This is a genomic window from Enterobacter cloacae complex sp. EB5 (assembly GCF_031432835.1).
GTDB lineage: Bacteria > Pseudomonadota > Gammaproteobacteria > Enterobacterales > Enterobacteriaceae > Enterobacter > Enterobacter hormaechei_C.
In genome coordinates, this window is the sequence record NZ_CP133860.1 from 3,267,316 (window position 1) to 3,285,978 (window position 18,663).

General features: G+C 53.5%; 26 protein-coding genes and 2 pseudogenes. 8 read left to right on the forward strand and 20 right to left on the reverse strand.

All coding sequences use genetic code 11. The annotated features are described in order from the left end of the window. Positions 1-24: 24 nt before the first annotated feature. Both tapT and trxC read right to left on the reverse strand, forming a co-directional pair. On the reverse strand, positions 25-723 hold the full coding sequence (tapT, locus tag RHN82_RS15595) for a tRNA-uridine aminocarboxypropyltransferase (RefSeq protein ID WP_047052476.1): 699 nt from the start codon (positions 721-723) through the stop codon (positions 25-27). Between the two features lie 70 nt (positions 724-793). After that, complete coding sequence (gene trxC, locus RHN82_RS15600; RefSeq protein ID WP_003860733.1) at positions 794-1,213, reverse strand: thioredoxin TrxC; 420 nt, start codon at positions 1,211-1,213, stop codon at positions 794-796. Between the two features lie 204 nt (positions 1,214-1,417). Here trxC and RHN82_RS15605 point away from each other — a divergent pair, with 204 nt between their 5' ends. Continuing rightward, positions 1,418-2,503 carry a tRNA/rRNA methyltransferase gene (locus RHN82_RS15605; RefSeq protein WP_045344820.1) on the forward strand — a complete coding sequence of 362 codons (1,086 nt, stop codon included), beginning with the start codon at positions 1,418-1,420 and terminating at the stop codon, positions 2,501-2,503. A gap of 39 nt (positions 2,504-2,542) precedes the next feature. Here the strand turns inward: RHN82_RS15605 and ung are convergent, their stop codons facing one another. Continuing rightward, complete coding sequence (gene ung / locus RHN82_RS15610) at positions 2,543-3,232, reverse strand: uracil-DNA glycosylase (RefSeq protein WP_003860729.1); 690 nt, start codon at positions 3,230-3,232, stop codon at positions 2,543-2,545. A gap of 315 nt (positions 3,233-3,547) precedes the next feature. Between ung and grcA the strand changes: the two genes are divergently transcribed. Beyond that, positions 3,548-3,931, forward strand: a complete 384-nt coding sequence (gene grcA, locus RHN82_RS15615) for an autonomous glycyl radical cofactor GrcA (RefSeq protein ID WP_003860727.1) — start codon at positions 3,548-3,550, stop codon at positions 3,929-3,931. 51 nt (positions 3,932-3,982) lie between these two features. Here grcA and srmB read toward each other — a convergent pair whose 3' ends face one another. Next, the gene (srmB, locus tag RHN82_RS15620; protein ID WP_003860725.1) at positions 3,983-5,311 is read right to left on the reverse strand and encodes an ATP-dependent RNA helicase SrmB; all 1,329 of its coding nucleotides are present in this window, start codon (positions 5,309-5,311) and stop codon (positions 3,983-3,985) included. A gap of 132 nt (positions 5,312-5,443) precedes the next feature. On the opposite strand from srmB, the gene trmN reads away from it, so the two are divergent. Further along, the gene (gene trmN / locus RHN82_RS15625) at positions 5,444-6,181 is read left to right on the forward strand and encodes a tRNA(1)(Val) (adenine(37)-N(6))-methyltransferase TrmN (RefSeq protein WP_047052475.1); all 738 of its coding nucleotides are present in this window, start codon (positions 5,444-5,446) and stop codon (positions 6,179-6,181) included. Here trmN and nadB read toward each other — a convergent pair. Beyond that, a complete protein-coding gene (nadB, locus tag RHN82_RS15630; RefSeq protein WP_047052474.1) occupies positions 6,166-7,785 on the reverse strand; it encodes an L-aspartate oxidase in 1,620 nt (539 codons plus the stop codon). The two genes, trmN and nadB, sit on opposite strands and share 16 nt — an antisense overlap. Before the next feature lie 425 nt (positions 7,786-8,210). Between nadB and rpoE the strand changes: the two genes are divergently transcribed. From rpoE to RHN82_RS15655, 5 genes are all read left to right on the forward strand, one after another. Continuing rightward, positions 8,211-8,786 (forward strand): RNA polymerase sigma factor RpoE, encoded by a 576-nt coding sequence (gene rpoE / locus RHN82_RS15635; RefSeq protein ID WP_006176728.1) that lies wholly within the window; start codon positions 8,211-8,213, stop codon positions 8,784-8,786. A 31-nt stretch (positions 8,787-8,817) separates the two neighbouring features. Next, entirely contained in the window at positions 8,818-9,468 is a 651-nt protein-coding gene (rseA, locus tag RHN82_RS15640) for an anti-sigma-E factor RseA (RefSeq protein ID WP_003860719.1), read from the forward strand. Further along, positions 9,468-10,421 carry a sigma-E factor regulatory protein RseB gene (gene rseB, locus RHN82_RS15645; protein ID WP_003860717.1) on the forward strand — a complete coding sequence of 318 codons (954 nt, stop codon included), beginning with the start codon at positions 9,468-9,470 and terminating at the stop codon, positions 10,419-10,421. Before rseA ends, rseB begins: the two co-directional genes overlap by 1 nt. After that, positions 10,418-10,894: a SoxR-reducing system protein RseC gene (rseC, locus tag RHN82_RS15650; RefSeq protein WP_006811609.1), complete on the forward strand. Its 477-nt coding sequence runs from the start codon at positions 10,418-10,420 to the stop codon at positions 10,892-10,894. Before rseB ends, rseC begins: the two co-directional genes overlap by 4 nt. Positions 10,895-11,325: 431 nt before the next feature. Beyond that, the gene (locus RHN82_RS15655; protein WP_048981735.1) at positions 11,326-12,555 is read left to right on the forward strand and encodes a site-specific integrase; all 1,230 of its coding nucleotides are present in this window, start codon (positions 11,326-11,328) and stop codon (positions 12,553-12,555) included. On the opposite strand, the gene xis is transcribed toward RHN82_RS15655, so the two are convergent. From xis to RHN82_RS15730, 15 genes and pseudogenes are all read right to left on the reverse strand, one after another. After that, positions 12,533-12,817: an excisionase Xis gene (gene xis, locus RHN82_RS15660; protein WP_047052472.1), complete on the reverse strand. Its 285-nt coding sequence runs from the start codon at positions 12,815-12,817 to the stop codon at positions 12,533-12,535. The two genes, RHN82_RS15655 and xis, sit on opposite strands and share 23 nt — an antisense overlap. 111 nt (positions 12,818-12,928) lie before the next feature. Further along, positions 12,929-13,201: pseudogene (locus RHN82_RS15665) on the reverse strand (DUF550 domain-containing protein); the annotation flags it as partial. A gap of 57 nt (positions 13,202-13,258) precedes the next feature. Then, positions 13,259-13,498 (reverse strand): annotated as a pseudogene (locus tag RHN82_RS15670) (DUF4222 domain-containing protein). Then, complete coding sequence (locus RHN82_RS15675; protein WP_236936087.1) at positions 13,461-13,916, reverse strand: hypothetical protein; 456 nt, start codon at positions 13,914-13,916, stop codon at positions 13,461-13,463. The pseudogene RHN82_RS15670 and the gene RHN82_RS15675 overlap by 38 nt, the downstream one beginning before the upstream one ends. Further along, positions 13,916-14,134, reverse strand: a complete 219-nt coding sequence (locus RHN82_RS15680; RefSeq protein WP_236936088.1) for a TraR/DksA family transcriptional regulator — start codon at positions 14,132-14,134, stop codon at positions 13,916-13,918. The genes RHN82_RS15675 and RHN82_RS15680 overlap by 1 nt, the downstream gene beginning before the upstream one ends. Positions 14,135-14,136: 2 nt before the next feature. After that, a complete protein-coding gene (locus tag RHN82_RS15685) occupies positions 14,137-14,436 on the reverse strand; it encodes a hypothetical protein (RefSeq protein ID WP_063162394.1) in 300 nt (99 codons plus the stop codon). A gap of 88 nt (positions 14,437-14,524) precedes the next feature. Continuing rightward, a complete protein-coding gene (locus RHN82_RS15690) occupies positions 14,525-14,677 on the reverse strand; it encodes a DUF1317 family protein (RefSeq protein ID WP_063159470.1) in 153 nt (50 codons plus the stop codon). Beyond that, on the reverse strand, positions 14,674-15,102 hold the full coding sequence (locus tag RHN82_RS15695; protein ID WP_310398375.1) for a regulator: 429 nt from the start codon (positions 15,100-15,102) through the stop codon (positions 14,674-14,676). The genes RHN82_RS15690 and RHN82_RS15695 overlap by 4 nt, the downstream gene beginning before the upstream one ends. After that, positions 15,099-15,716, reverse strand: coding sequence for a lambda exonuclease family protein (locus RHN82_RS15700; RefSeq protein WP_000572578.1), 618 nt, complete (start codon positions 15,714-15,716; stop codon positions 15,099-15,101). Before RHN82_RS15700 ends, RHN82_RS15695 begins: the two co-directional genes overlap by 4 nt. Then, entirely contained in the window at positions 15,713-16,459 is a 747-nt protein-coding gene (gene bet / locus RHN82_RS15705) for a phage recombination protein Bet (protein ID WP_021571177.1), read from the reverse strand. The genes RHN82_RS15700 and bet overlap by 4 nt, the downstream gene beginning before the upstream one ends. Before the next feature lie 18 nt (positions 16,460-16,477). Then, the gene (gene gamL, locus RHN82_RS15710; RefSeq protein WP_059347402.1) at positions 16,478-16,759 is read right to left on the reverse strand and encodes a host nuclease inhibitor GamL; all 282 of its coding nucleotides are present in this window, start codon (positions 16,757-16,759) and stop codon (positions 16,478-16,480) included. 78 nt (positions 16,760-16,837) lie between these two features. Next, on the reverse strand, positions 16,838-17,044 hold the full coding sequence (locus RHN82_RS15715; protein WP_047052751.1) for a cell division protein FtsZ: 207 nt from the start codon (positions 17,042-17,044) through the stop codon (positions 16,838-16,840). Beyond that, complete coding sequence (locus RHN82_RS15720; protein WP_154301621.1) at positions 17,041-17,202, reverse strand: hypothetical protein; 162 nt, start codon at positions 17,200-17,202, stop codon at positions 17,041-17,043. Before RHN82_RS15720 ends, RHN82_RS15715 begins: the two co-directional genes overlap by 4 nt. Beyond that, positions 17,199-17,396, reverse strand: coding sequence for a hypothetical protein (locus RHN82_RS15725; RefSeq protein ID WP_025760144.1), 198 nt, complete (start codon positions 17,394-17,396; stop codon positions 17,199-17,201). The genes RHN82_RS15720 and RHN82_RS15725 overlap by 4 nt, the downstream gene beginning before the upstream one ends. A 131-nt stretch (positions 17,397-17,527) precedes the next feature. Then, on the reverse strand, positions 17,528-18,019 hold the full coding sequence (locus RHN82_RS15730) for a hypothetical protein (RefSeq protein WP_063159476.1): 492 nt from the start codon (positions 18,017-18,019) through the stop codon (positions 17,528-17,530). Positions 18,020-18,663 lie beyond the last annotated feature (644 nt).

The following is an 18,663-nucleotide window of genomic DNA, read 5'->3' on the forward strand; positions in this document are numbered from 1 at the left end:
GTGAATGCAAGCGACCTGATGATTTTAAACGCTTTCTGCCTCAGTTGCTGTGACACTCCCCTTATGAACGGTTTTTCCCGCAAGATAACGTTCGCGGAAGCAGGAGAAGTGGGAGCCCAGCGCGCCGGCCGCCTGGGTATCGCCCGCCAGATCCAGTAGCGCAATGGCGACTTCAGCGGTGCAATATTGCCCGTCGGCATGCGCTTCACGTAAGCGATAGGCCGAAACGCGCGACAGATCGACGGAAATCACCGGCAACGCATCAAGATAAGGGCTTTTGCGAAACATCTTTCTCGCTTCGGTCCAGGTGCCGTCGAGCATAATAAACAGTGGCGGCTTACCGGATGGTGGCGTCGTAAGCACCTGACGTTGTTCGCCTGCATATGATGCCGGGAAAACGACCATAGGCTGATAGTCCGGGCTTGCCACCAGGTCGAGCAGAGCCTGAGGTGGCTCAGTGCGCGACCACTGAAACGCTGCGGTGTTGGGCAGAATATCGGCGATCAAACGCCCCGTGTTGCTGGGCTTCATCGGTTCGGTATCGAACATGACCAGACAAAAGCGGCTTTTCGCCTCGCTCGGTGCAAGCGTTTCGCACAGACATACTTTCAGCGGTAAAAGGCAGCGCTGGCAGCGGCGAATACGATTTCCTCGGGCCAGAAAAGGGCGGGTGGCACGCGCAAGGCGCTCGGCGCGTAATTGGAGTACAGCGTTATCAGTCATGGGCGAAAAGGCAGGAAAAACCCCATTTTCGCAGAGGAGAGAACGGGGCACAAGATATGCCCCGCGAATGTTACAGGGATTCGTTTAACCAGCTGTCGAAAGGCGCTTTCGGTACTGCGCCATTGAGCATGTCGATCACTTCACCATTTTTGAAAATCATAATGGTTGGAATGCTGCGAATGCGAAAACGGGCGCTGAGTTCACGTTCCGCTTCGGTATTCACTTTGACAAAACGCATTTTCCCGCTGCGCTCTTCAGCCACGTCTTCGAAGATGGGCGCAAAGTTACGGCAGGGGCCGCACCACGGCGCCCAGAAATCGACCACAACAGGCAGATCGTCCTTGAGGAGTTTGTCCAGCGTAGCACCCGTCGCGTTAATGACATCGCCATCAAATAATTCGTGGCCACAACGCCCGCATTTCGCACCGTCATCCATCCGATCGTCCGGAATGCGGTTTAAAGCCTGACAGTTGGCACATACGGTATTCATAACTAACCTCTGATAGAGCCGTGGAACAACGGCAGAACGCCGATAATGTTTCTGATATGTTACATATTATCAGTGAGCCTGTATGAAACGACAACGCGTTTTATTCAATGGGAACAATAGTCACAGGCTTTTGTACGAAATTATGGCTATGAGCTTGCACATCGGGTAATCTGCGCGCTTCGCGCAGCGCTGGTGGAGAAAAGCATGAACGACGAAATGAAAAACAAAAGCGGCAAGGTCAAAGTGATGTATGTCCGCAGTGATGATGACTCTGATAAACGCACCCAAAATCCGCGTACCGGAAAAGGTGGCGGGCGTCCGGCGTCTTCTCGTGCAGACGGTGGCCGTCGCCCCGCCCGCGATGACAGAAATAACCGCGGCGATGACCGCAAACGTGATGACCGTAAGCGTGACGATCGCAAACGCGATGATGTTGTCCGCGACGGTGGATCGCCATGGCGTACCGTTTCTCGCGCGCCGGGTGAAGAGGTAACTGAAAAGGCCGATCACGGCGGTATCAGCGGAAAAAGCTTTATCGATCCGGAAGTGCTGCGTCGTCAGCGTGCGGAAGAGACCCGTGTTTACGGTGAGAACGCCTGTCAGGCCCTGTTCCAGAGCCGCCCGGAGTGTATCGTTCGTGCATGGTTTATCCAGAGCGTGACCCCGCGCTTTAAAGAAGCGCTGCGCTGGATGGCGGCGAACCGCAAAGCCTACCACGTTGTTGACGATGCCGAGCTGACAAAAGCGTCTGGTACAGAACACCACGGCGGCGTCTGCTTCCTGATCAAAAAACGTAACGGCACTACCGTGCAGCAGTGGGTTAGCCAGGCGGATGCCGATGACTGCGTGCTGGCGCTGGAAGATGTGGGTAACCCGCATAACCTGGGCGCTATGATGCGTAGCTGCGCGCACTTTGGCGTGAAAGGCGTTCTGTTGCAGGATGCCGCGCTGCTGGAATCCGGTGCGGCGATTCGTACCGCGGAAGGCGGCGCAGAGCACGTTCAGCCGATCACCGGCGACAGCGTGCTGGAAGCCCTGGAGCAATTCCGTAAAGCGGGCTACACCATTGTCACCACCTCAAGCCGTGCCGCTACGCCGCTGTTTAAAGCGACGCTGCCGCGCAAAATGGTGCTGGTGTTAGGTCAGGAGCGTGACGGTCTGTCTGATGCGGCACTCTCCAGCGCTGACCTGAGCGTCTCTATCGACGGCACTGGCAACGTTGAAAGCCTGAACGTATCCGTTGCGACCGGCGTGCTGCTGGCGGAATGGTGGCGTCAGAACAAGGCATAAGCCTTTTATGTGCCGGGCCTGACCCGGCACATTCAAACCCTACTCACTCTCTGCCGGTAACACAGGCATCCAGTCAATCGGCTTTTCGCCGCGCTTTTCCAGCCACTCATTCGTCAGAACAAAATGATTACTGCCAAAGAAACCGCGATGCGCAGACAGCGGCGACGGGTGCGGTGCCTTCAGCACGTGATGACGCTGACGATCGATAATCGCCCCTTTCTTTTGTGCGTGCGATCCCCAGAGTAAAAACACGACGCCTTCACGATGCTCATTGATCAGGCTGATAACCTTATCGGTAAAGGTTTCCCATCCCAGACTGGCGTGGGAGTGTGCCTGACCCGCCCGGACGGTTAATACGGTATTCAGCAACAGCACGCCCTGGCGCGCCCAGCTTTCCAGATAACCGTGATTAGGGCGGGTAAAACCCGGAATCGTTCCTTCCAGCTCTTTATACATATTCAGCAGAGAAGGGGGGATGGCCACGCCCGGACGTACGGAAAATGCCAGTCCGTGAGCCTGCCCGGGACCGTGGTATGGATCCTGCCCCAGGATAACCACCTTTACATCGCTCAGTTCGGTGTAGCGGAAGGCGTTAAACACATCTTTCTGCGGCGGATAAATTGTCTGGCCGGCCTGCCGTTCAGCCGCAACGGTACTGAGGGTGTTAATAAAATAGGGCTGCTGCTTCTCTTCTGCCAGCACGTCATGCCAGGTTAAAGGTGTTGTCATCTCGCTCTCCTGCGAATCTCATTCTGTGTCTAGCTTACCTGTTAAACACCAATGAGCAAAATTACCCGCGGAAAACCAGGCTAAGTGACTCAATTTATGTTGAAAACCAGGCAGGATAAGTTGAATTGGTAAACCTTTAAAATTGATCTAAGACAAAAAATACAGACCACACTCTTTGTGTGGTTGGTGGTTTTGTTGATTTAAATCAATAAATCACCCGGGTCTGAATGTTATATATACACACAACAAACAATGGTTTTACCAATTGGCCGCAAAAGGCCAGCATCAGTTAATGTAGCCTAAGGGAGGCAACACATGATTACAGGTATCCAGATTACTAAAGCTGCAAATGACGATCTGCTGAACTCTTTCTGGCTGCTGGACAGCGAGAAAAACGAAGCGCGCTGTGTAGTAGCGAAAGCAGGTTTTGCGGAAGACGAAATCGTTCCGGTGAGCAAACTGGGCGAAATTGAATACCGTGAAATCCCAATGCAAGTGCAGCCAGAAGTTCGCGTGGAAGGTGGTCAGCACCTGAACGTTAACGTCCTGCGTCGCGAAACGCTGATGGATGCCGTTGAGCACCCGGAAAAATACCCGCAGCTGACCATCCGTGTGTCTGGCTATGCGGTGCGTTTCAACTCTCTGACCCCGGAACAGCAGCGCGATGTTATCGCGCGTACCTTTACTGAAAGCCTGTAAGGTTTCAGCTTCGGGGGTGGAATAAAAAAGCCGGGAATGTCCCGGCTTTTTTTACTCTTCCGTTTTTGTCTCTGACGCAGCAGAGCTTGGCTTACGGCGCTTACCAATATTTTTGGTATCGCGGTGGCGCTGTTTAACGCGCGGCTTCTCTTTTTCTTTCTCTTTTCTCTCAGCACGTTTCGCGAGCGCTTTCTTGGACGGTTTACCCGTCATTTTTTCACTCGGCGCACGTGTGGTCGGACGAAGTCCGTCAATCACGCGAGCTTTCAGCGGCTCCTCAACGTAGCGGCCAATTTTCTGTAGCAGCAGATGGTCGTGCGCTTCTACCAGAGAGATAGCAATACCTTTGCGGCCCGCACGGCCGGTACGACCAATACGGTGCAGGTAAGTATCACCGCTGCGCGGCATATCAAAGTTGATCACGTGGCTCACGTCCGGGATGTCGATCCCGCGCGCGGCAACGTCGGTGGCAACCAGCACATTCACGCGGCCATCGGTCAGGCGCTTAATCCCTTCGGTACGCTTAACCTGCGCCATTTCACCTTCGAGATAGCAGTTGTTGATACCGGCATTGCGCAGCATTTCTGCCAGCTCATGCACGCGCTCACGTTTGCGGACGAAGACGATGGTACGGGTTGCCTCTTCCTGCTTCAGCAGGTGTTTCAGCAACTCAACCTTATGCTCAAGGTTATCTGCGCGGTAGTACCACTGGTGGATCTTCTTACGCTCACGCGTCGATGGCGTAGCGGACACTTCCACCGGATCTTCCAGCAGACGTTCGGCGAAATCTTTAATAGCATCCCCTTCAAGGGTTGCCGAGAACAGCATTGTCTGGTTACGCCAGCGCGTTTCACCCGCGATGTGTTCGATATCCTGGGCAAAGCCCATGTCCAGCATACGGTCAGCTTCATCGAGAATCAGCGTTTCCACCGCGCGGCAGTCGAAGTTCTCTTCCTTTATGTATTGCAGCAGACGGCCTGTCGTCGCGACAACAATATCCTGGTTTTCGCTGAAGACTTCGGCGTGGTTCATATACGCTACGCCGCCGGTGATGGTCGCGATATCCAGATGGGTGTTCGCCGCCAGCTCACGCGCGTGTTCGGCAACCTGCATCGCCAGTTCACGGGTCGGGGTCAGGATCAAAATACGCGGCGGGCCTGATTTTTTACGCGGAAAGTCGAGCAAATGCTGCAACACAGGCAGCAAGTAGGCTGCTGTCTTCCCCGTGCCGGTTGGCGCAGAACCGAGCACATCGCGGCCCTCAAGCGCAGGCGGAATGGCCGCGGCCTGAATGGCGGTCGGGCGTGTAAAGCCTTTGCTCTCAAGGGCATTGAGCAGGCTTTCATCGAGTTCAAGTTCGGAAAAAGTCGTTACAGTCATGTTCTACCTCTGTGTGGGGCGCTGATTATAGACGTTACGGCTGTAATCTTCATCTGTTTGTATGGATATCGCTTTTCGACCACTTCGCTTTCCCCTATGCTACTCCAGTTTCACTCAGAAGGTTGCCCGGACATGTCTCAACTCAAAGCGCAGTTGCGCCGCGATGGTTTTACGTTTAAACAGTTTTTTGTGGCGCACGATCGTTGTGCGATGAAAGTCGGTACAGACGGTATTTTACTGGGTGCATGGGCGCCTGTCGCAGGTGTAAAACGCATTCTGGATATTGGTACGGGCAGCGGACTTCAGGCGCTGATGCTGGCGCAGCGAACGGAAGAACACGTCACGATCGACGCCGTTGAGCTTGATCCTCAGGCGGCCCGGCAGGCAAGTGAAAACGCTGCCGACTCCCCGTGGGCAGAACGCATCAGGGTAGAATGCGCCGATGTCCTGACCTGGGCGCCGGAGCAGACCGCGCGTTACGATTTGATTGTCAGCAATCCGCCGTATTTCACGCCAGGCGTGGAATGTGGAACGCCGGAACGCGAGCAGGCACGTTACACCGGCTCGCTCGATCACAAGGCGCTACTGACCAGTGCGGCGGAACTCATCTCGGAAGAGGGATTTTTCTGCGTGGTCTTGCCTGAAAGCACGGGTAACACCTTCATTGAGATCGCACGGGAGATCGGCTGGAATCTGCGCCTTCGTACCGATATTTCGGATACGGAGGGACGCTTACCGCACCGCGTGTTGCTGGCGCTCTCGCCGAAAGAGGGGGAGTGCTTTATCGACAGGATGGTCATTCGTGGGCCAGACCAGCGTTATTCCGAAGATTACACTGCCCTGACCCGGGCCTTTTATCTGTTTATGTGAACCTGCGGCGTTAACACCGACGGGCCGGACGTTTCAAGCGGTTCGGGATAGTCCAGCGTATAATGCAGGCCACGGCTCTCTTTGCGCATCATCGCACAGCGCACAATCAGCTCGGCAACCTGCACAAGGTTGCGCAGCTCCAGCAGATTATTAGAAACGCGGAAGTTGTCGTAATATTCATCAATTTCCTGCTGCAACATCATGATGCGGCGTAACGCGCGTTCCAGACGCTTCGTTGTGCGTACAATGCCGACATAATCCCACATGAAAAGCCGTAGCTCGTGCCAGTTATGCTGGATAACCACCAGTTCGTCCGGGTTTTCCACCCGACTTTCATCCCATGCCGGCAGGTGTGTTGTCGGACGTGCATAGGGCATGCGTTTGGTAATATCTTCCGCAGCCGACCACCCATACACCAGACACTCCAGCAGCGAGTTTGAGGCCATGCGATTCGCACCATGCAGGCCGGTGTAGCTGACCTCGCCGATCGCATACAAACCATCCACGTCGGTACGACCATGATCGTCAACCATCACCCCGCCACAGGTATAGTGTGCGGCAGGTACAATCGGCACCGGATCGCGGGTTAAATCAATACCCAGACTCAGCAGCTTTTCATAAATCATCGGGAAGTGCTGGCGAATAAAGTTTTCCGGTTTATGGCTAATGTCCAGATACATACAGTCCACGCCAAGCCGCTTCATCTCGTGGTCAATGGCGCGGGCCACGATATCCCGCGGGGCAAGTTCACCTCGGGGGTCGAAGTCCGGCATAAACCGGGAACCGTCCGGACGCTTCAGATACGCGCCTTCGCCGCGCAACGCTTCAGTTAACAGGAAGTTACGCGCCTGCGGGTGGAACAGGGCGGTAGGATGGAACTGGTTAAACTCCAGATTCGCCACGCGGCAGCCGGCGCGCCAGGCCATGGCGATACCGTCTCCGGAGGCGATATCCGGGTTAGTCGTGTACTGGTAAACCTTGGAGGCGCCGCCGGTCGCCAGCACAACGGCTTTTGCCTGGCAGGTTTCCACCTTCTCTTTATTCCGATTCCACACCCATGTGCCGACAACACGGCGCGTGCCGGGCAGGCCAATTTTATCGGAAATAATCAGGTCGACGGCGTTGCTGCGCTCCAGCACCCGAATATTGGGATGGCTGAGGGCTTTGCTGACCAGCGTGGTTTCAACCGCTTTTCCGGTTGCATCAGCAGCGTGCAGAATACGGCGGTGGCTGTGCCCGCCTTCACGGGTCAGGTGATAGCTCTCTTCACCATTAGGCTGAACCTGCGTATCAAACAGCACGCCCTGATCGATAAGCCATTGCACGCAGTGGCGGGCATTGCTGGCGACAAACTCTGCGGCATGCTCATCCACGATCCCGGCGCCGGCAATCAGGGTGTCTTCTACGTGCGAGGCAATGCTGTCCGTTTCATCAAACACCGCGGCAATACCGCCTTGTGCATAGAAGGTGGAACCTTCGCTTATCGGCCCTTTACTCAGCACGATTACGTTCTGATGTTCCGCCAGGCGCAGTGCGAGGGAGAGGCCGGCAGCACCGCTGCCGATGATCAGTACATCACAATGAAGTTCAGGCGTCGTGTTCATGATGTTTGTTTAATTTACTAAACATGGTGTGGGGAGAATAGCATTGCGATGCGAGATATCGCACGTTTTTTTTGATGTATGTTGCAATGACTAAACGAAAGGCCGGAAGTTAAATCTGTGCTAAATGGCCGGAAATATTTTGCGAAGCAGATCGTTAGCTTCAGATTTTGTGGTGAAATAAAGCCTGTGTTGCGTTACTCTTCTGACGATAAAGTTGATGATTCTTGTCAGAAAGCGGGTGCGTATCGTGAACAGACTTATAATGAGAGAAAATGAACGGTCTGCGGCGCGATGAACAAAAACAAAGGCGTTACGGAACTTATTGAAGAACAGACACTCTAATTCGGTGCTTGCTCAAAGTGCAATGTTGTTAGAGTGGCGTTTCGATAACGCGTGGAATTTGGTTTGGGGAGACATTACCTCGGATGAGCGAGCAGTTAACGGACCAGGTCCTGGTTGAACGGGTCCAGAAGGGAGATCAGAAAGCTTTTAACCTACTGGTGGTGCGCTACCAGCATAAGGTAGCGAGTCTGGTTTCCCGCTATGTACCGTCAGGCGATGTTCCTGATGTGGTGCAAGAGTCTTTTATTAAGGCCTATCGCGCGCTGGATTCATTCCGGGGGGATAGTGCTTTTTATACCTGGCTGTATCGTATTGCAGTCAATACGGCTAAGAATTATTTGGTTGCTCAGGGCCGTCGTCCGCCTTCAAGTGATGTTGACGCTATCGACGCAGAAAACTTCGAAAGTGGCGGCGCGCTGAAAGAAATTTCGAACCCTGAGAACTTAATGTTGTCAGAAGAACTGAGACAAATCGTTTTTCGCACGATCGAGTCGCTCCCGGAAGATTTACGCATGGCAATTACGTTACGGGAGCTGGATGGCCTAAGCTATGAAGAGATAGCCGCCATCATGGATTGTCCGGTCGGCACGGTTCGTTCACGAATTTTCCGTGCGCGAGAAGCCATTGATAATAAAGTTCAACCGCTTATCAGGCGTTGACGATAGCGGGATACTGGAAAAGGTATTAGGCATGCAGAAAGAAAAACTTTCCGCTTTAATGGATGGTGAAACGCTGGATAATGAGCTGCTCGATGAGTTGTCTCATTCTCCCGAAATGCAACAGACCTGGGAGAGCTATCATCTTATCCGCGACACGCTGCGCGGTGATACCAGTGAGGTTCTCCATTTCGATATCTCAGCACGCGTTATGGCGGCCATTGAGAACGAACCTGTTCATCAGACCACGCCGCTGATTCCTGAAGCGCAGCCTGCACCTCACCAGTGGCAGAAAATGCCGTTCTGGCACAAGGTGCGTCCATGGGCCAGCCAGCTCACCCAGATGGGGGTCGCTGCGTGCGTATCGCTTGCAGTTATCGTTGGGGTCCAGCACTATAACACTCAGTCTGAAGCCAATCAGCAGCCTGAAGCGCCAGTGTTCAATACGCTGCCGATGATGGGTAAAGCCAGCCCGGTTAGCCTGGGCGTACCGGCAGATGCCTCCGCAAGCGGCGGACAGCAACAGCAGGTACAGGAGCAGCGTCGTCGCATTAATGCGATGTTGCAGGATTACGAGTTGCAGCGTCGTCTGCACTCCGAGCAGCTTCAGTTTGAGCAGGCCCAAACCCAGCAGGCTGCTGTGCAGGTGCCAGGAAACCAAACTTTAGGAACGCAATCGCAGTAATGAAGCAACTTTGGTTCGCCATGTCCTTGATGGCGGGTAGCCTGTTCTTCTCTGCTAACGCCTCGGCTGATGTTTCATCCGGGGCGTTGTTGCAGCAAATGAATCTGGCCAGCCAGTCACTCAATTACGAGTTGGCATTTATCAGCATCAATAAGCAGGGTGTCGAATCGTTACGCTATCGCCACGCCCGCCTTGATAATCAGCCGCTCGCCCAGCTTTTACAGATGGATGGCCCGCGTCGGGAAGTGGTCCAGCGTGGGAACGAAATCAGCTATTTCGAGCCAGGCCTTGAGCCGTTTACGCTCAATGGTGACTACATCGTTGATTCCCTGCCGTCGCTCATTTACACCGATTTTAAACGTCTCGCTCCCTACTATGATTTTATCTCGGTGGGGCGAACGCGTATTGCCGACAGGCTGTGCGAAGTGATCCGCGTTGTCGCGCGGGATGGGACTCGTTACAGCTATATCGTCTGGATTGACGCAGAGACGAAGCTGCCGATGCGCGTTGATCTGCTCGATCGCGACGGTGAAACGCTGGAGCAGTTCCGCGTGATCTCCTTCGATGTGAACAGTCAGGTAGGCAACAGCATGCAGAATCTGGCCAAAGCCAGCCTGCCGCCTTTGCTTTCCGTGCCTGCCGGCGACTCTGTCAATTTTAACTGGGTACCATCCTGGATCCCGCAAGGGTTCAGCGAAGTTTCCAGCAGCCGTCGCCAGCTCCCAACCATCGAAACACCAGTTGAGTCGCGACTTTATTCCGATGGGCTGTTTAGCTTCTCGGTGAATATTAATCGCGCTACGGCGAACAGTTCCGAACAGATGCTCCGTACCGGTCGCCGGACGGTCAGCACGACGGTGCGCGATAATGCGGAAATTACCATTGTCGGTGAATTACCGCCGCCAACGGCAAAACGTATTTCAGACAGCATTAAATTCAGGGCTGCGCAATGATTAAAGAGTGGGCCACGGTCGTATCCTGGCAGGATGGCGTAGCGCTTGTCAGCTGTGACGTTAAAGCATCATGCAGCAGCTGCGCTTCGCGAGCCGGTTGCGGCAGCCGCGTGTTGAATAAGCTGGGGCCGCAAACGTCGCACACTATTGCTGTGCCGAGCGATCAGCCGCTGGTGGCAGGGCAAAAAGTGGAGCTGGGCATCGCTGAAGGTAGCCTGCTCACTTCCGCCATGCTGGTTTACCTTTCTCCGCTCGCAGGCCTGTTCGTGATGGGCGGGGTTTTCCAGATGCTGTTCGGCACAGATTTGGCCGCCATGTGCGGGGCCGCGTTGGGCGGCGTGGGCGGGTTCTGGCTTGCTAAAGGCGTTTCCCCAAGGCTTGCCGCCCGGGAAGCGTGGCAGCCCGTCATCCTCAGCGTTGCACTGGCACCCGACCAACTTCGTGTTGAGACGCTCTCTTCTGAGGCCCGGTGATCTGCCGGGCTTTATTATTATTTACATCGCAATAAAGAAAACGCCGTCTCTTCGCGCTATACCTGGCTCTAAGTGCATTTCCAGCTGACGAGGATGTAGTGTAGAATGCTGCGTTTTCGCACTGAAAAACGTCAGGCTAAGAACAGCGGCCTCCAGGAATTCGTAAGGCATAATTATTTAACTATATGAAGAACATACGTAACTTTTCGATCATTGCTCACATCGATAATTGATACCCCGCCAGCCTCCGCAAACCTCCGACAAAAACGCCTCAAGATCCCCATCAAATCAGCATTTCCAAAAATTATACTGTTTGCATGTACAGTCAACCTACGACATCATAAGTCATGGTTTTTGTGTCCACCAGTGCGTCCATATCCTATGATGGACACATAACCTCCCGTTCTGATGGACACACGCAGGGACAAATCATGGCTATTTCAGATAGTTATCTAAAGTCGTGCCTTGGGCGCGAACGAGACAAAGTTGAAGAAAAGGCAGACCGTGATGGTCTGTGGGTACGCATCTCCAAAAAGGGGGCCGTTACTTTTTTCTACCGATTCCGCTTCCTGGGCAAACAGGACAAGATGACGATCGGCAGCTATCCGGAGTTCGGATTAAAAGCCGCGCGCGATGAAGTCGCTAAGTGGGCCGCTATTCTTGCCCGTGGCGAAAACCCACGGATCAGGCAAAGCCTCGACAAAGCCAAGATTAACAGCCAGTACACCTTCGAAGAGCTGTTTCGCGAATGGCATTCAATGGTGTGCGTTCAGAAAGAAACGGCAGGACAGATTTTACGTACATTCGAATTGCACGTTTTCCCCAAGCTTGGTAAATACCCTGCGCATCAGCTCACGCTGCATAACTGGCTCACTGTGCTGGACCGATTGGCCCAGGGTTACAGCGAGATCACCCGGCGCGTAATCAGCAACGGCCGACAGTGTTATTCCTGGGCAGTGAAACGGCAGCTGCTGGAAGTTAACCCGCTGTCAGAAATGTCTGGGCGTGATTTCGGCATCCAGAAACAAATGGGTGAGCGAACCCTGGACCGTAAAGAACTGGCGATTGTCTGGCGAGCCATTGAGGATTCCCGCCTCATTGAGCGAAACAAGATCCTCTATAAATTGTCACTGATATGGGCGTGCAGGGTCGGCGAACTCCGGCAGGCTGAAGTCGCACACTTTGATTTTGAAGAAGGGATCTGGACTGTTCCATGGGAAAACCACAAGACAGGGCGGAAGACAAAGAAACCGATAATTCGACCTATCATCCCGGAAATGCTCCCGCTGATAAAACGGGCCATTGAGCTGGCGCCAGGACGCTTTGTTTTTTCAAAATATGAAGACAAGCCGATGAGTGAAGGCTTCCATATGAGCATCAGCAGCAACCTGGTTAAGTTCATGCTCAAGGCTTATAACGAGCAGGTCCCACACTTTACTATTCATGACCTACGCCGAACTGCGCGCACGAATTTCTCAGAGCTAACCGAGCCGCATATCGCCGAGATAATGCTCGGGCACAAACTGCCTGGTGTGTGGTCGGTGTACGACAAGCACACCTATGTTGAGGAAATGAGAGTGGCATATGGTAAGTGGTGGGCCCGACTTATGAGCATCGTCGAGCCCGACATTCTGGAGTTCACGCCGCGTCAGGTCGGGTGAGACGGCCTTTAACATCGCGTGGTAGGTTCAGGTGAGACATAGGGCGGCGAACCGGCCGCGACATTTCACGTAACTGCCACGCATGAACTTTTGTTTTAAGCCACTTATTGGAGCCGCCCATATACGAGCAGTCTGGATCCGGAAATGGATTGCTGTCGTCCGGGCGTTTGCGGTAACGCTCCAGTGTTCTGGGTGAAATGCTTAACTGCAAACAGATGTCGCGAGTGCTCATCAACTCGAAGTTATCTGGTTTATTGCTCATCTAATTTCTCCAGGCAAAAAGAACCCGGCGCTGGGCCGGGCAAAAGGGATAACGGAGCAGTGCTTTCGCACCCAATAGCCAGCTCATAACTGGCTATCAGTTGCGTCAGGATTTGATGTGAAGTCGCGGTTCGCCGTCTTTCGGCTCCGGCCACTGGCGAGCCATATTCACCTTCAGCTTTTCTTCCATCGCCGCGGTGATTTGCTCATCGGTGATACCGGCGCGCCGCTGCGCGTCCCAAAGCAGGAACTGCATATCAGCCCACTCGCTGAGGTCGCCAGGATCGGCGGCAGCTTCCAGCGCTTCTTTCGAAAGGTGTTTCAGCGGTCCGATAGGGCCGACATTACCGAAGGTCTTTTCTGACCATTCAGCGTGGCGCCGACGGATCAGGTTTCTGGTGAACTGTGATTTCTTCGATTCGTAAGGTTTCACGCTCTCTCCTCATGCCGCGCGCCGGGCAAGCAGCGATTTAATGTGCTCGCTCGTCTCCAGTTCGGCGCGTATCTGCGCCGCCTCACGGTGATCGAGGTGTTAGAAATCGTTATTAAAGCGGTCGATTGAAGCGGTGTTGATCCGGCCCTGTCGCCAGTAGCGGACTATCTGTGATGTGCAGCTGTGAATGATGACGGGCCAACCGTGCTGGTCAGAGTAAATCTGACCCCGTTGAATTAGTTGGAACATTTTGTTGTACCACCGGTATTGAAAGGTCGATACACCAGGAAATTAGTGAAACTTCATCTTCTGATTTCGGATCGCCGTAAACGTAGCTTTTAGCTCCTGGCCTTCCTTTTGCAGGGTCGAAAACTTCTATTCCACGCTCTGCAGTCAGCGAGATGAGAATCTGATGTAACCCACCAGTTATGTTTAGCGATGGAACCGTAAGGAAATAAATAAAACCATAAAGCAATTCAGCCTTTCGCTGGCTGCCATAGAAATACGGGATTTTGTAATAATCCAGCGCATCGTCGAGCCAGTCTGTTTTGTCGTGGAGTGCCTGATGCCAACGAGCCACAACTTCATCGACTGGCTGACCGGCGACCATAGCTACGCATGTAGCCATGCAGGTATTGAATGTTGGTTGTTGTTGATGCTGCAACATTACACCCCCCTCTGCTTATTCTTCAGCTCGATGACGGACTGGCACTCCGCGCACGTCTGGCAGCCTGGAACGGCAGCGCGCCGCGGCTCGGGGATTTTTTCGTCGCATTCCGCGCAATGCTCAGCTGAGACGGCGTTGCGGTTGATCCGGTGAGCGGAAAGGGCAGCGTTACGCTGAAGCTCTTCAATCTCTGCTGCTGTGTCGATGATATCGGCCATGGTCACTCCTTACCGAGGGCATTGTTGATAGCAGTTCTAGCCATTTCAAATGCTGGAGTGAGCTTCTCTACTGATTCTGCATCTGCCATGTCGTGAAAATTTAGGATGTCACCCATTTCATTCATGGCGGTAAGTGATAATTGCAGTGCTTCCAGCAATTCAGGAGCGGCAGCCATGAGCGTGCCGTTATGGTCTTCGGAACCATTAATCAGTAACTCAGCGAGAAGGCCACCATTACCGCGAATTGTTCCGGTCTCTTTGCTATATGACCAATTACCTTTAGTGCCTTTAAAATCTTCCATAGTCACTCCGCGAACTGTCTGTTAATTCGGTTGAAGGCAAACGCCAGCAATAAAAAGGGAGCCATAAGCTCCCGGGTGATTTGTGCTGTCATGCTGCCTCCTGTCTCTCCCGATATTCCTCAGCGAGCCGCTGCGCCTTTAATGGATTGCTGACCACTTCACCCCATGGCATTAGCCATCCGTTACCAATGAAGGGAAGGCACAGAGTGCCAACCCTGATGTCGTCGTGAGCTTGAGTCATAGGATGGACTCCATTTCGTCTATGTAGAGGCCCTGAGCAATCAGGCGGCGACGGCGGGCGGCACGTTCAATGCACTCCTGCCGTCGGCCTTCTTGTGATTGCTCAATGGCGCGCCGGGTGAACAGCCGCGATTTACCCTGTGGCGTTACAACCTTCGGCTTCGTTACCAGGTCGAAAGTCCGGTCGCAGATGCCGTCCTCGTTGAGCCATTTTCCCAACTCAACGATCTGCGCTATCTGTCCGGAGCCGCGGGTGATGCCGTTGGCGACCCGGTTAAACTCAATGAGCGTTACGCCAAATTTCTCGGCGATTTCGCTGCCCGTTACCGGGCGGCCGCGCGTCTGAATCATCCAGATAACGCGCTCACGTAGGCCGGAGAATTGCCCTGTTCGACCGGGCCTGCGGTAAAATGGTGTGCGTTTCATGCTGCACGCTCTGTGATTTTCTGAATTTCCGATTCCAGATCTGCAAGGAAGCTCTTAACCTCAGATTCGATTTCGCGCGCCAGCTCTTCATCGAAATGAATCCGCTTCTTGAAATAGGCGAGGTCAGGCGGCAGGCGATCATCGAAACTAACGAAATCACACCATTTCCGCCCGGTGCACATCATCTGTGCATGCATTTGCAGCATGTACTGGCGCTTTGGCTCACCAGTTTTCAGCGTTTCAAGATGGGTCCAGGTGTTGGGGCATTTGATTTCGATAAGCCCGTCGTCGTTGACAAGTCCGTCCGGGCTGGCTGCGAATCCGGGTATGGTTGGGTGATCGATGAGCCCAACTTCAGTGATTGCCGCATTGAACTCATTCAGCGCGTACATTTCGCGTGCCACTGGCTCAAGTTCAGTGCCGCGCATCATCGCGGCATTCGAAAACCCTTCCTCCAGCTTCCCGGTCAGCCGTTGGCAAATCAGCTCGGCCATGTAGTTCTGGCGGCTGGTGGAGTAGCCCGACTTAGTCCGGGCCATGACATCAGCCAGGCGACTGGCTGTGACCTTGCCGCAGCGCGCAGCAAACCATTCAGGGGTGCGTTGCTCTATCATTCAGCCTCCGTCTCTGCGACATTGACAGGTTCGGCGTTGTCGACAGCAAGACTCATGTCATACATGCGTCGTTTCTCAACTGCGCCGATCACCTGTTTCTCTTCGGCGCTCAGCGCCACCCAGAACTCCTGATACTTAACGGTTCCAAGGCGCGCGGCGGACTCACCTTTTGCGATCAGTTCCGGGCGGCGGCTATCTGATTCATGGCCCGCATGAACCTCTGCCGTTGTTCCTTCAATTACTCGCTCTGCCTCGTCCTGGTCGAAGATGCCAGCGAAACCAAAGGCCAGACGCGCGCACTGGATCAGCGTCTTGTGGCGAAGCATGCGGGTAGGGTGGGACTGCCATGGCTGAGTGTTGCGTTTGCACTCTCCCATGTACTCGGTGACGATGGTCGGGTGCTTACGGTCTTTGCGGTAAATCTTGCAGGTACACGCGCCTTCCTCCTTGTCGTAAGAGAATTCCATGCCGTCAAACTGAGGATGTTCGTTGATAATGCGAGCCCATCCATCAACGCCGACGACCGGGACAATCCCGCCTTTATCTGGAAAGGCATAAATCTCTTTGGTCCATGGGTTCAGGCCGTACTGGTTGGCGACGATTAGCAGGGCTGTAAATTGCTCGTCCGTGACGTTGCCACCTTTGAACGCTGTATTCTTCAGCGTATTCATCAGGTCTGTACCGGCATCCATGCCGAGGCGTGCGGCCAGTTTCCCGGCCATGGTGGAAAGTGCAGTACTCATTGTTAAATCCCTCAAAAATTAAAACGGGCAGGTTGGATGAAGGCGATCCCACTCTTCTTCTGCGCGGTCGTAGCAAAGTCGAGTGATATAGTCGTTATAGGCTTCCTCTGCCTTTTCACCGACTAGTGCCATTTGCGCTTCTTTTGGAAGAAACAGGCTACTCATTTGCAGAGCATATTTCGGGAACATGGCGATCAGTTCTTTCGCCCGGTTGTCGATCCACTTCTCCTTCTCGTCGGTGAGCTGCTGCTCAACCCAGCGCCGATCTTCGATTCGGTCGTAAGTGAGGTATGCGTTCATGGCTGAAATCCTGAAATTTGGATGTGCAGATCCCGCCCGCAGAAAGCCAGGCCGATCGGTTGAATAGGGTGGTTGGTATCAGTGAACCATCGGCTCGCCGCGCTCATTCAGCAGCACAACGATGGAATCACTTTTGATGATGGTTTTTTCGAAGATGTTGAAGGCGTACAGGCCTTTCTCAACGTTCGCAGAGGCGCGATAAGTTTTACCGTGGTGTTGCAGCATTGTGCCCGGTAAAACCTCGCTGCGTGGCACTGATGCGGTGCCGTAGTGCATTCCGATCATACCTTCACCTCAACCTGTTCCAGGATGCCAGCGATATGCATCTGCCGGCGATTAAGTGTGAGCTTTTCCCGCGGTGCCGATACCGACGTCAGTTGCCACTCGTTATCGTTGAGCTTTTTGGCGGTGTACTGCTTGCCGTTGTGGGTGACTGTCATCATTGCAGGACAACCTTATGCCCATGCTGGACAAGCTCACCCGCTTCCATGCCCACATTCAGCCAGAAGCTTAATGCCAGAAGAACGTCATCTTCGTTTTGGCAGTGGCAGGCATTAACAAATTCCTGAACCGTCTTAACTGCGAGTTTTGCCATTTCTGGCTCAGTCAGGCGTGATATTGGCTGTTCTTTGCTCATAAATCCTCTTGGCCTTGTCGCGGCGAACGGAACGGTTAATACAAGACTTCTGCGCTAATGGGCGGTGGATGGCCGCCGGTTGTCATAACTAACCGCACTCATCGAGAACGGTGAGGTATGAAAAAGGCCGCCTAAGCGACCTTGTTTAATTCACGACATTGCCGATTGAGATTGTTGAAAACATCCCGAAATATCGGATATTCATCCTTCTTAACTTTGCTCAAGTAGCGGTGACCGATGGTTCCTGTCTTTTCATCAAGAACAATGCGCCCGCCACTCACCCCTACCACAAAAAAGAATCGTGGATGTTTTCGCCACTGCGATATCAGTCCATCATCTATCGCTTTCTGCATGTATGGAGGCAAGCTCACCATGCTGGCCAGTGCAATCTTCGATTCCTCTCGCTCTATAGCGTCCTTCGTGCGTTGAATGCTTTCTTGCAACGCACGTAGCGCATCACTCTGCTTATCCCATTTATTTAGCGTTGCGCGACCGTTGCGCTTGTCATTGAGTGGCTGTCCATTTGCCTGCGCCACGGTGTCAAAGTGATGCTGTAGCCGCTCATTAAACCGCGCCTCTTTCTTTGCGAGAGACGCTTTCAAAATACCCAGGCGTTTACTCATACCCACCCCTCTGTCGTTACCCGCTGATGCGGTTATGTCTCATCGACGCATGGAAGTGATTTCCAGTCGATATCGTTTTTTGCCGAATCCCACAGGCCTTTCTTTTTGTACTTTTCTGAGCATGGAATGCAGATGTTGTAAGGCCTGCCAACCATGTTTACAGATATTCTCTGCATCTCTTCAGATGCCAGAAAGTACCCACAGAATTGACACTTGTGCATACGTACTCTCCACTTAGTTACCCGCTGATGCGGGAGAAATGCTTTGGCGATTGGATGGCCGGTGCTGGACTCCGGCTTACTGCTGGCCCCGCAGCGGGTGGTGACTTTTGTCATTCGGCCCTGTCTCGGCTAATCCGAGTCCGGTCAATTCCAGTGACGGCGGGTTATCAGTTTCGCTCTGCCCGTTCCGTCACCCAGTGCATCAGCCTGCACATTCATCCAATCCCAAAACATTCCAGTTACGCACCATTGCCGCTCTCCCTGAGCCCGCCGGGCGTCCGACGCATGGTTTACTGTCGCGCCGTTCGACTGAACGAATCTCAACTTCGCCGCTGGCTAACTTCGCTCAGCTGTCGATGTTTCGTTTCGATGGATTGAATATACAAAACGTATTCTTATCATGCAATACGAAATGTATAATTG

Coding starts and splice junctions, on each gene's coding strand:
- rseA (WP_003860719.1), top strand. CDS start 8,818: ATGCAGAAAGAAAAACTTTCCGCTTTAATGGATGGTGAAACGCTGGAT.
- gamL (WP_059347402.1), bottom strand. CDS start 16,759: ATGAACGCATACCTCACTTACGACCGAATCGAAGATCGGCGCTGGGTT.
- RHN82_RS15720 (WP_154301621.1), bottom strand. CDS start 17,202: ATGATGACAGTCACCCACAACGGCAAGCAGTACACCGCCAAAAAGCTC.
- RHN82_RS15700 (WP_000572578.1), bottom strand. CDS start 15,716: ATGATAGAGCAACGCACCCCTGAATGGTTTGCTGCGCGCTGCGGCAAG.
- grcA (WP_003860727.1), top strand. CDS start 3,548: ATGATTACAGGTATCCAGATTACTAAAGCTGCAAATGACGATCTGCTG.
- xis (WP_047052472.1), bottom strand. CDS start 12,817: ATGAGCAATAAACCAGATAACTTCGAGTTGATGAGCACTCGCGACATC.
- rseC (WP_006811609.1), top strand. CDS start 10,418: ATGATTAAAGAGTGGGCCACGGTCGTATCCTGGCAGGATGGCGTAGCG.
- bet (WP_021571177.1), bottom strand. CDS start 16,459: ATGAGTACTGCACTTTCCACCATGGCCGGGAAACTGGCCGCACGCCTC.
- RHN82_RS15680 (WP_236936088.1), bottom strand. CDS start 14,134: ATGGCCGATATCATCGACACAGCAGCAGAGATTGAAGAGCTTCAGCGT.
- RHN82_RS15715 (WP_047052751.1), bottom strand. CDS start 17,044: ATGATCGGAATGCACTACGGCACCGCATCAGTGCCACGCAGCGAGGTT.
- RHN82_RS15675 (WP_236936087.1), bottom strand. CDS start 13,916: ATGTTGCAGCATCAACAACAACCAACATTCAATACCTGCATGGCTACA.
- tapT (WP_047052476.1), bottom strand. CDS start 723: ATGACTGATAACGCTGTACTCCAATTACGCGCCGAGCGCCTTGCGCGT.
- RHN82_RS15730 (WP_063159476.1), bottom strand. CDS start 18,019: ATGAGTAAACGCCTGGGTATTTTGAAAGCGTCTCTCGCAAAGAAAGAG.
- RHN82_RS15605 (WP_045344820.1), top strand. CDS start 1,418: ATGAACGACGAAATGAAAAACAAAAGCGGCAAGGTCAAAGTGATGTAT.
- trmN (WP_047052475.1), top strand. CDS start 5,444: ATGTCTCAACTCAAAGCGCAGTTGCGCCGCGATGGTTTTACGTTTAAA.
- RHN82_RS15685 (WP_063162394.1), bottom strand. CDS start 14,436: ATGGAAGATTTTAAAGGCACTAAAGGTAATTGGTCATATAGCAAAGAG.
- RHN82_RS15690 (WP_063159470.1), bottom strand. CDS start 14,677: ATGACTCAAGCTCACGACGACATCAGGGTTGGCACTCTGTGCCTTCCC.
- srmB (WP_003860725.1), bottom strand. CDS start 5,311: ATGACTGTAACGACTTTTTCCGAACTTGAACTCGATGAAAGCCTGCTC.
- ung (WP_003860729.1), bottom strand. CDS start 3,232: ATGACAACACCTTTAACCTGGCATGACGTGCTGGCAGAAGAGAAGCAG.
- rseB (WP_003860717.1), top strand. CDS start 9,468: ATGAAGCAACTTTGGTTCGCCATGTCCTTGATGGCGGGTAGCCTGTTC.
- RHN82_RS15725 (WP_025760144.1), bottom strand. CDS start 17,396: ATGAGCAAAGAACAGCCAATATCACGCCTGACTGAGCCAGAAATGGCA.
- rpoE (WP_006176728.1), top strand. CDS start 8,211: ATGAGCGAGCAGTTAACGGACCAGGTCCTGGTTGAACGGGTCCAGAAG.
- RHN82_RS15655 (WP_048981735.1), top strand. CDS start 11,326: ATGGCTATTTCAGATAGTTATCTAAAGTCGTGCCTTGGGCGCGAACGA.
- trxC (WP_003860733.1), bottom strand. CDS start 1,213: ATGAATACCGTATGTGCCAACTGTCAGGCTTTAAACCGCATTCCGGAC.
- RHN82_RS15695 (WP_310398375.1), bottom strand. CDS start 15,102: ATGAAACGCACACCATTTTACCGCAGGCCCGGTCGAACAGGGCAATTC.
- nadB (WP_047052474.1), bottom strand. CDS start 7,785: ATGAACACGACGCCTGAACTTCATTGTGATGTACTGATCATCGGCAGC.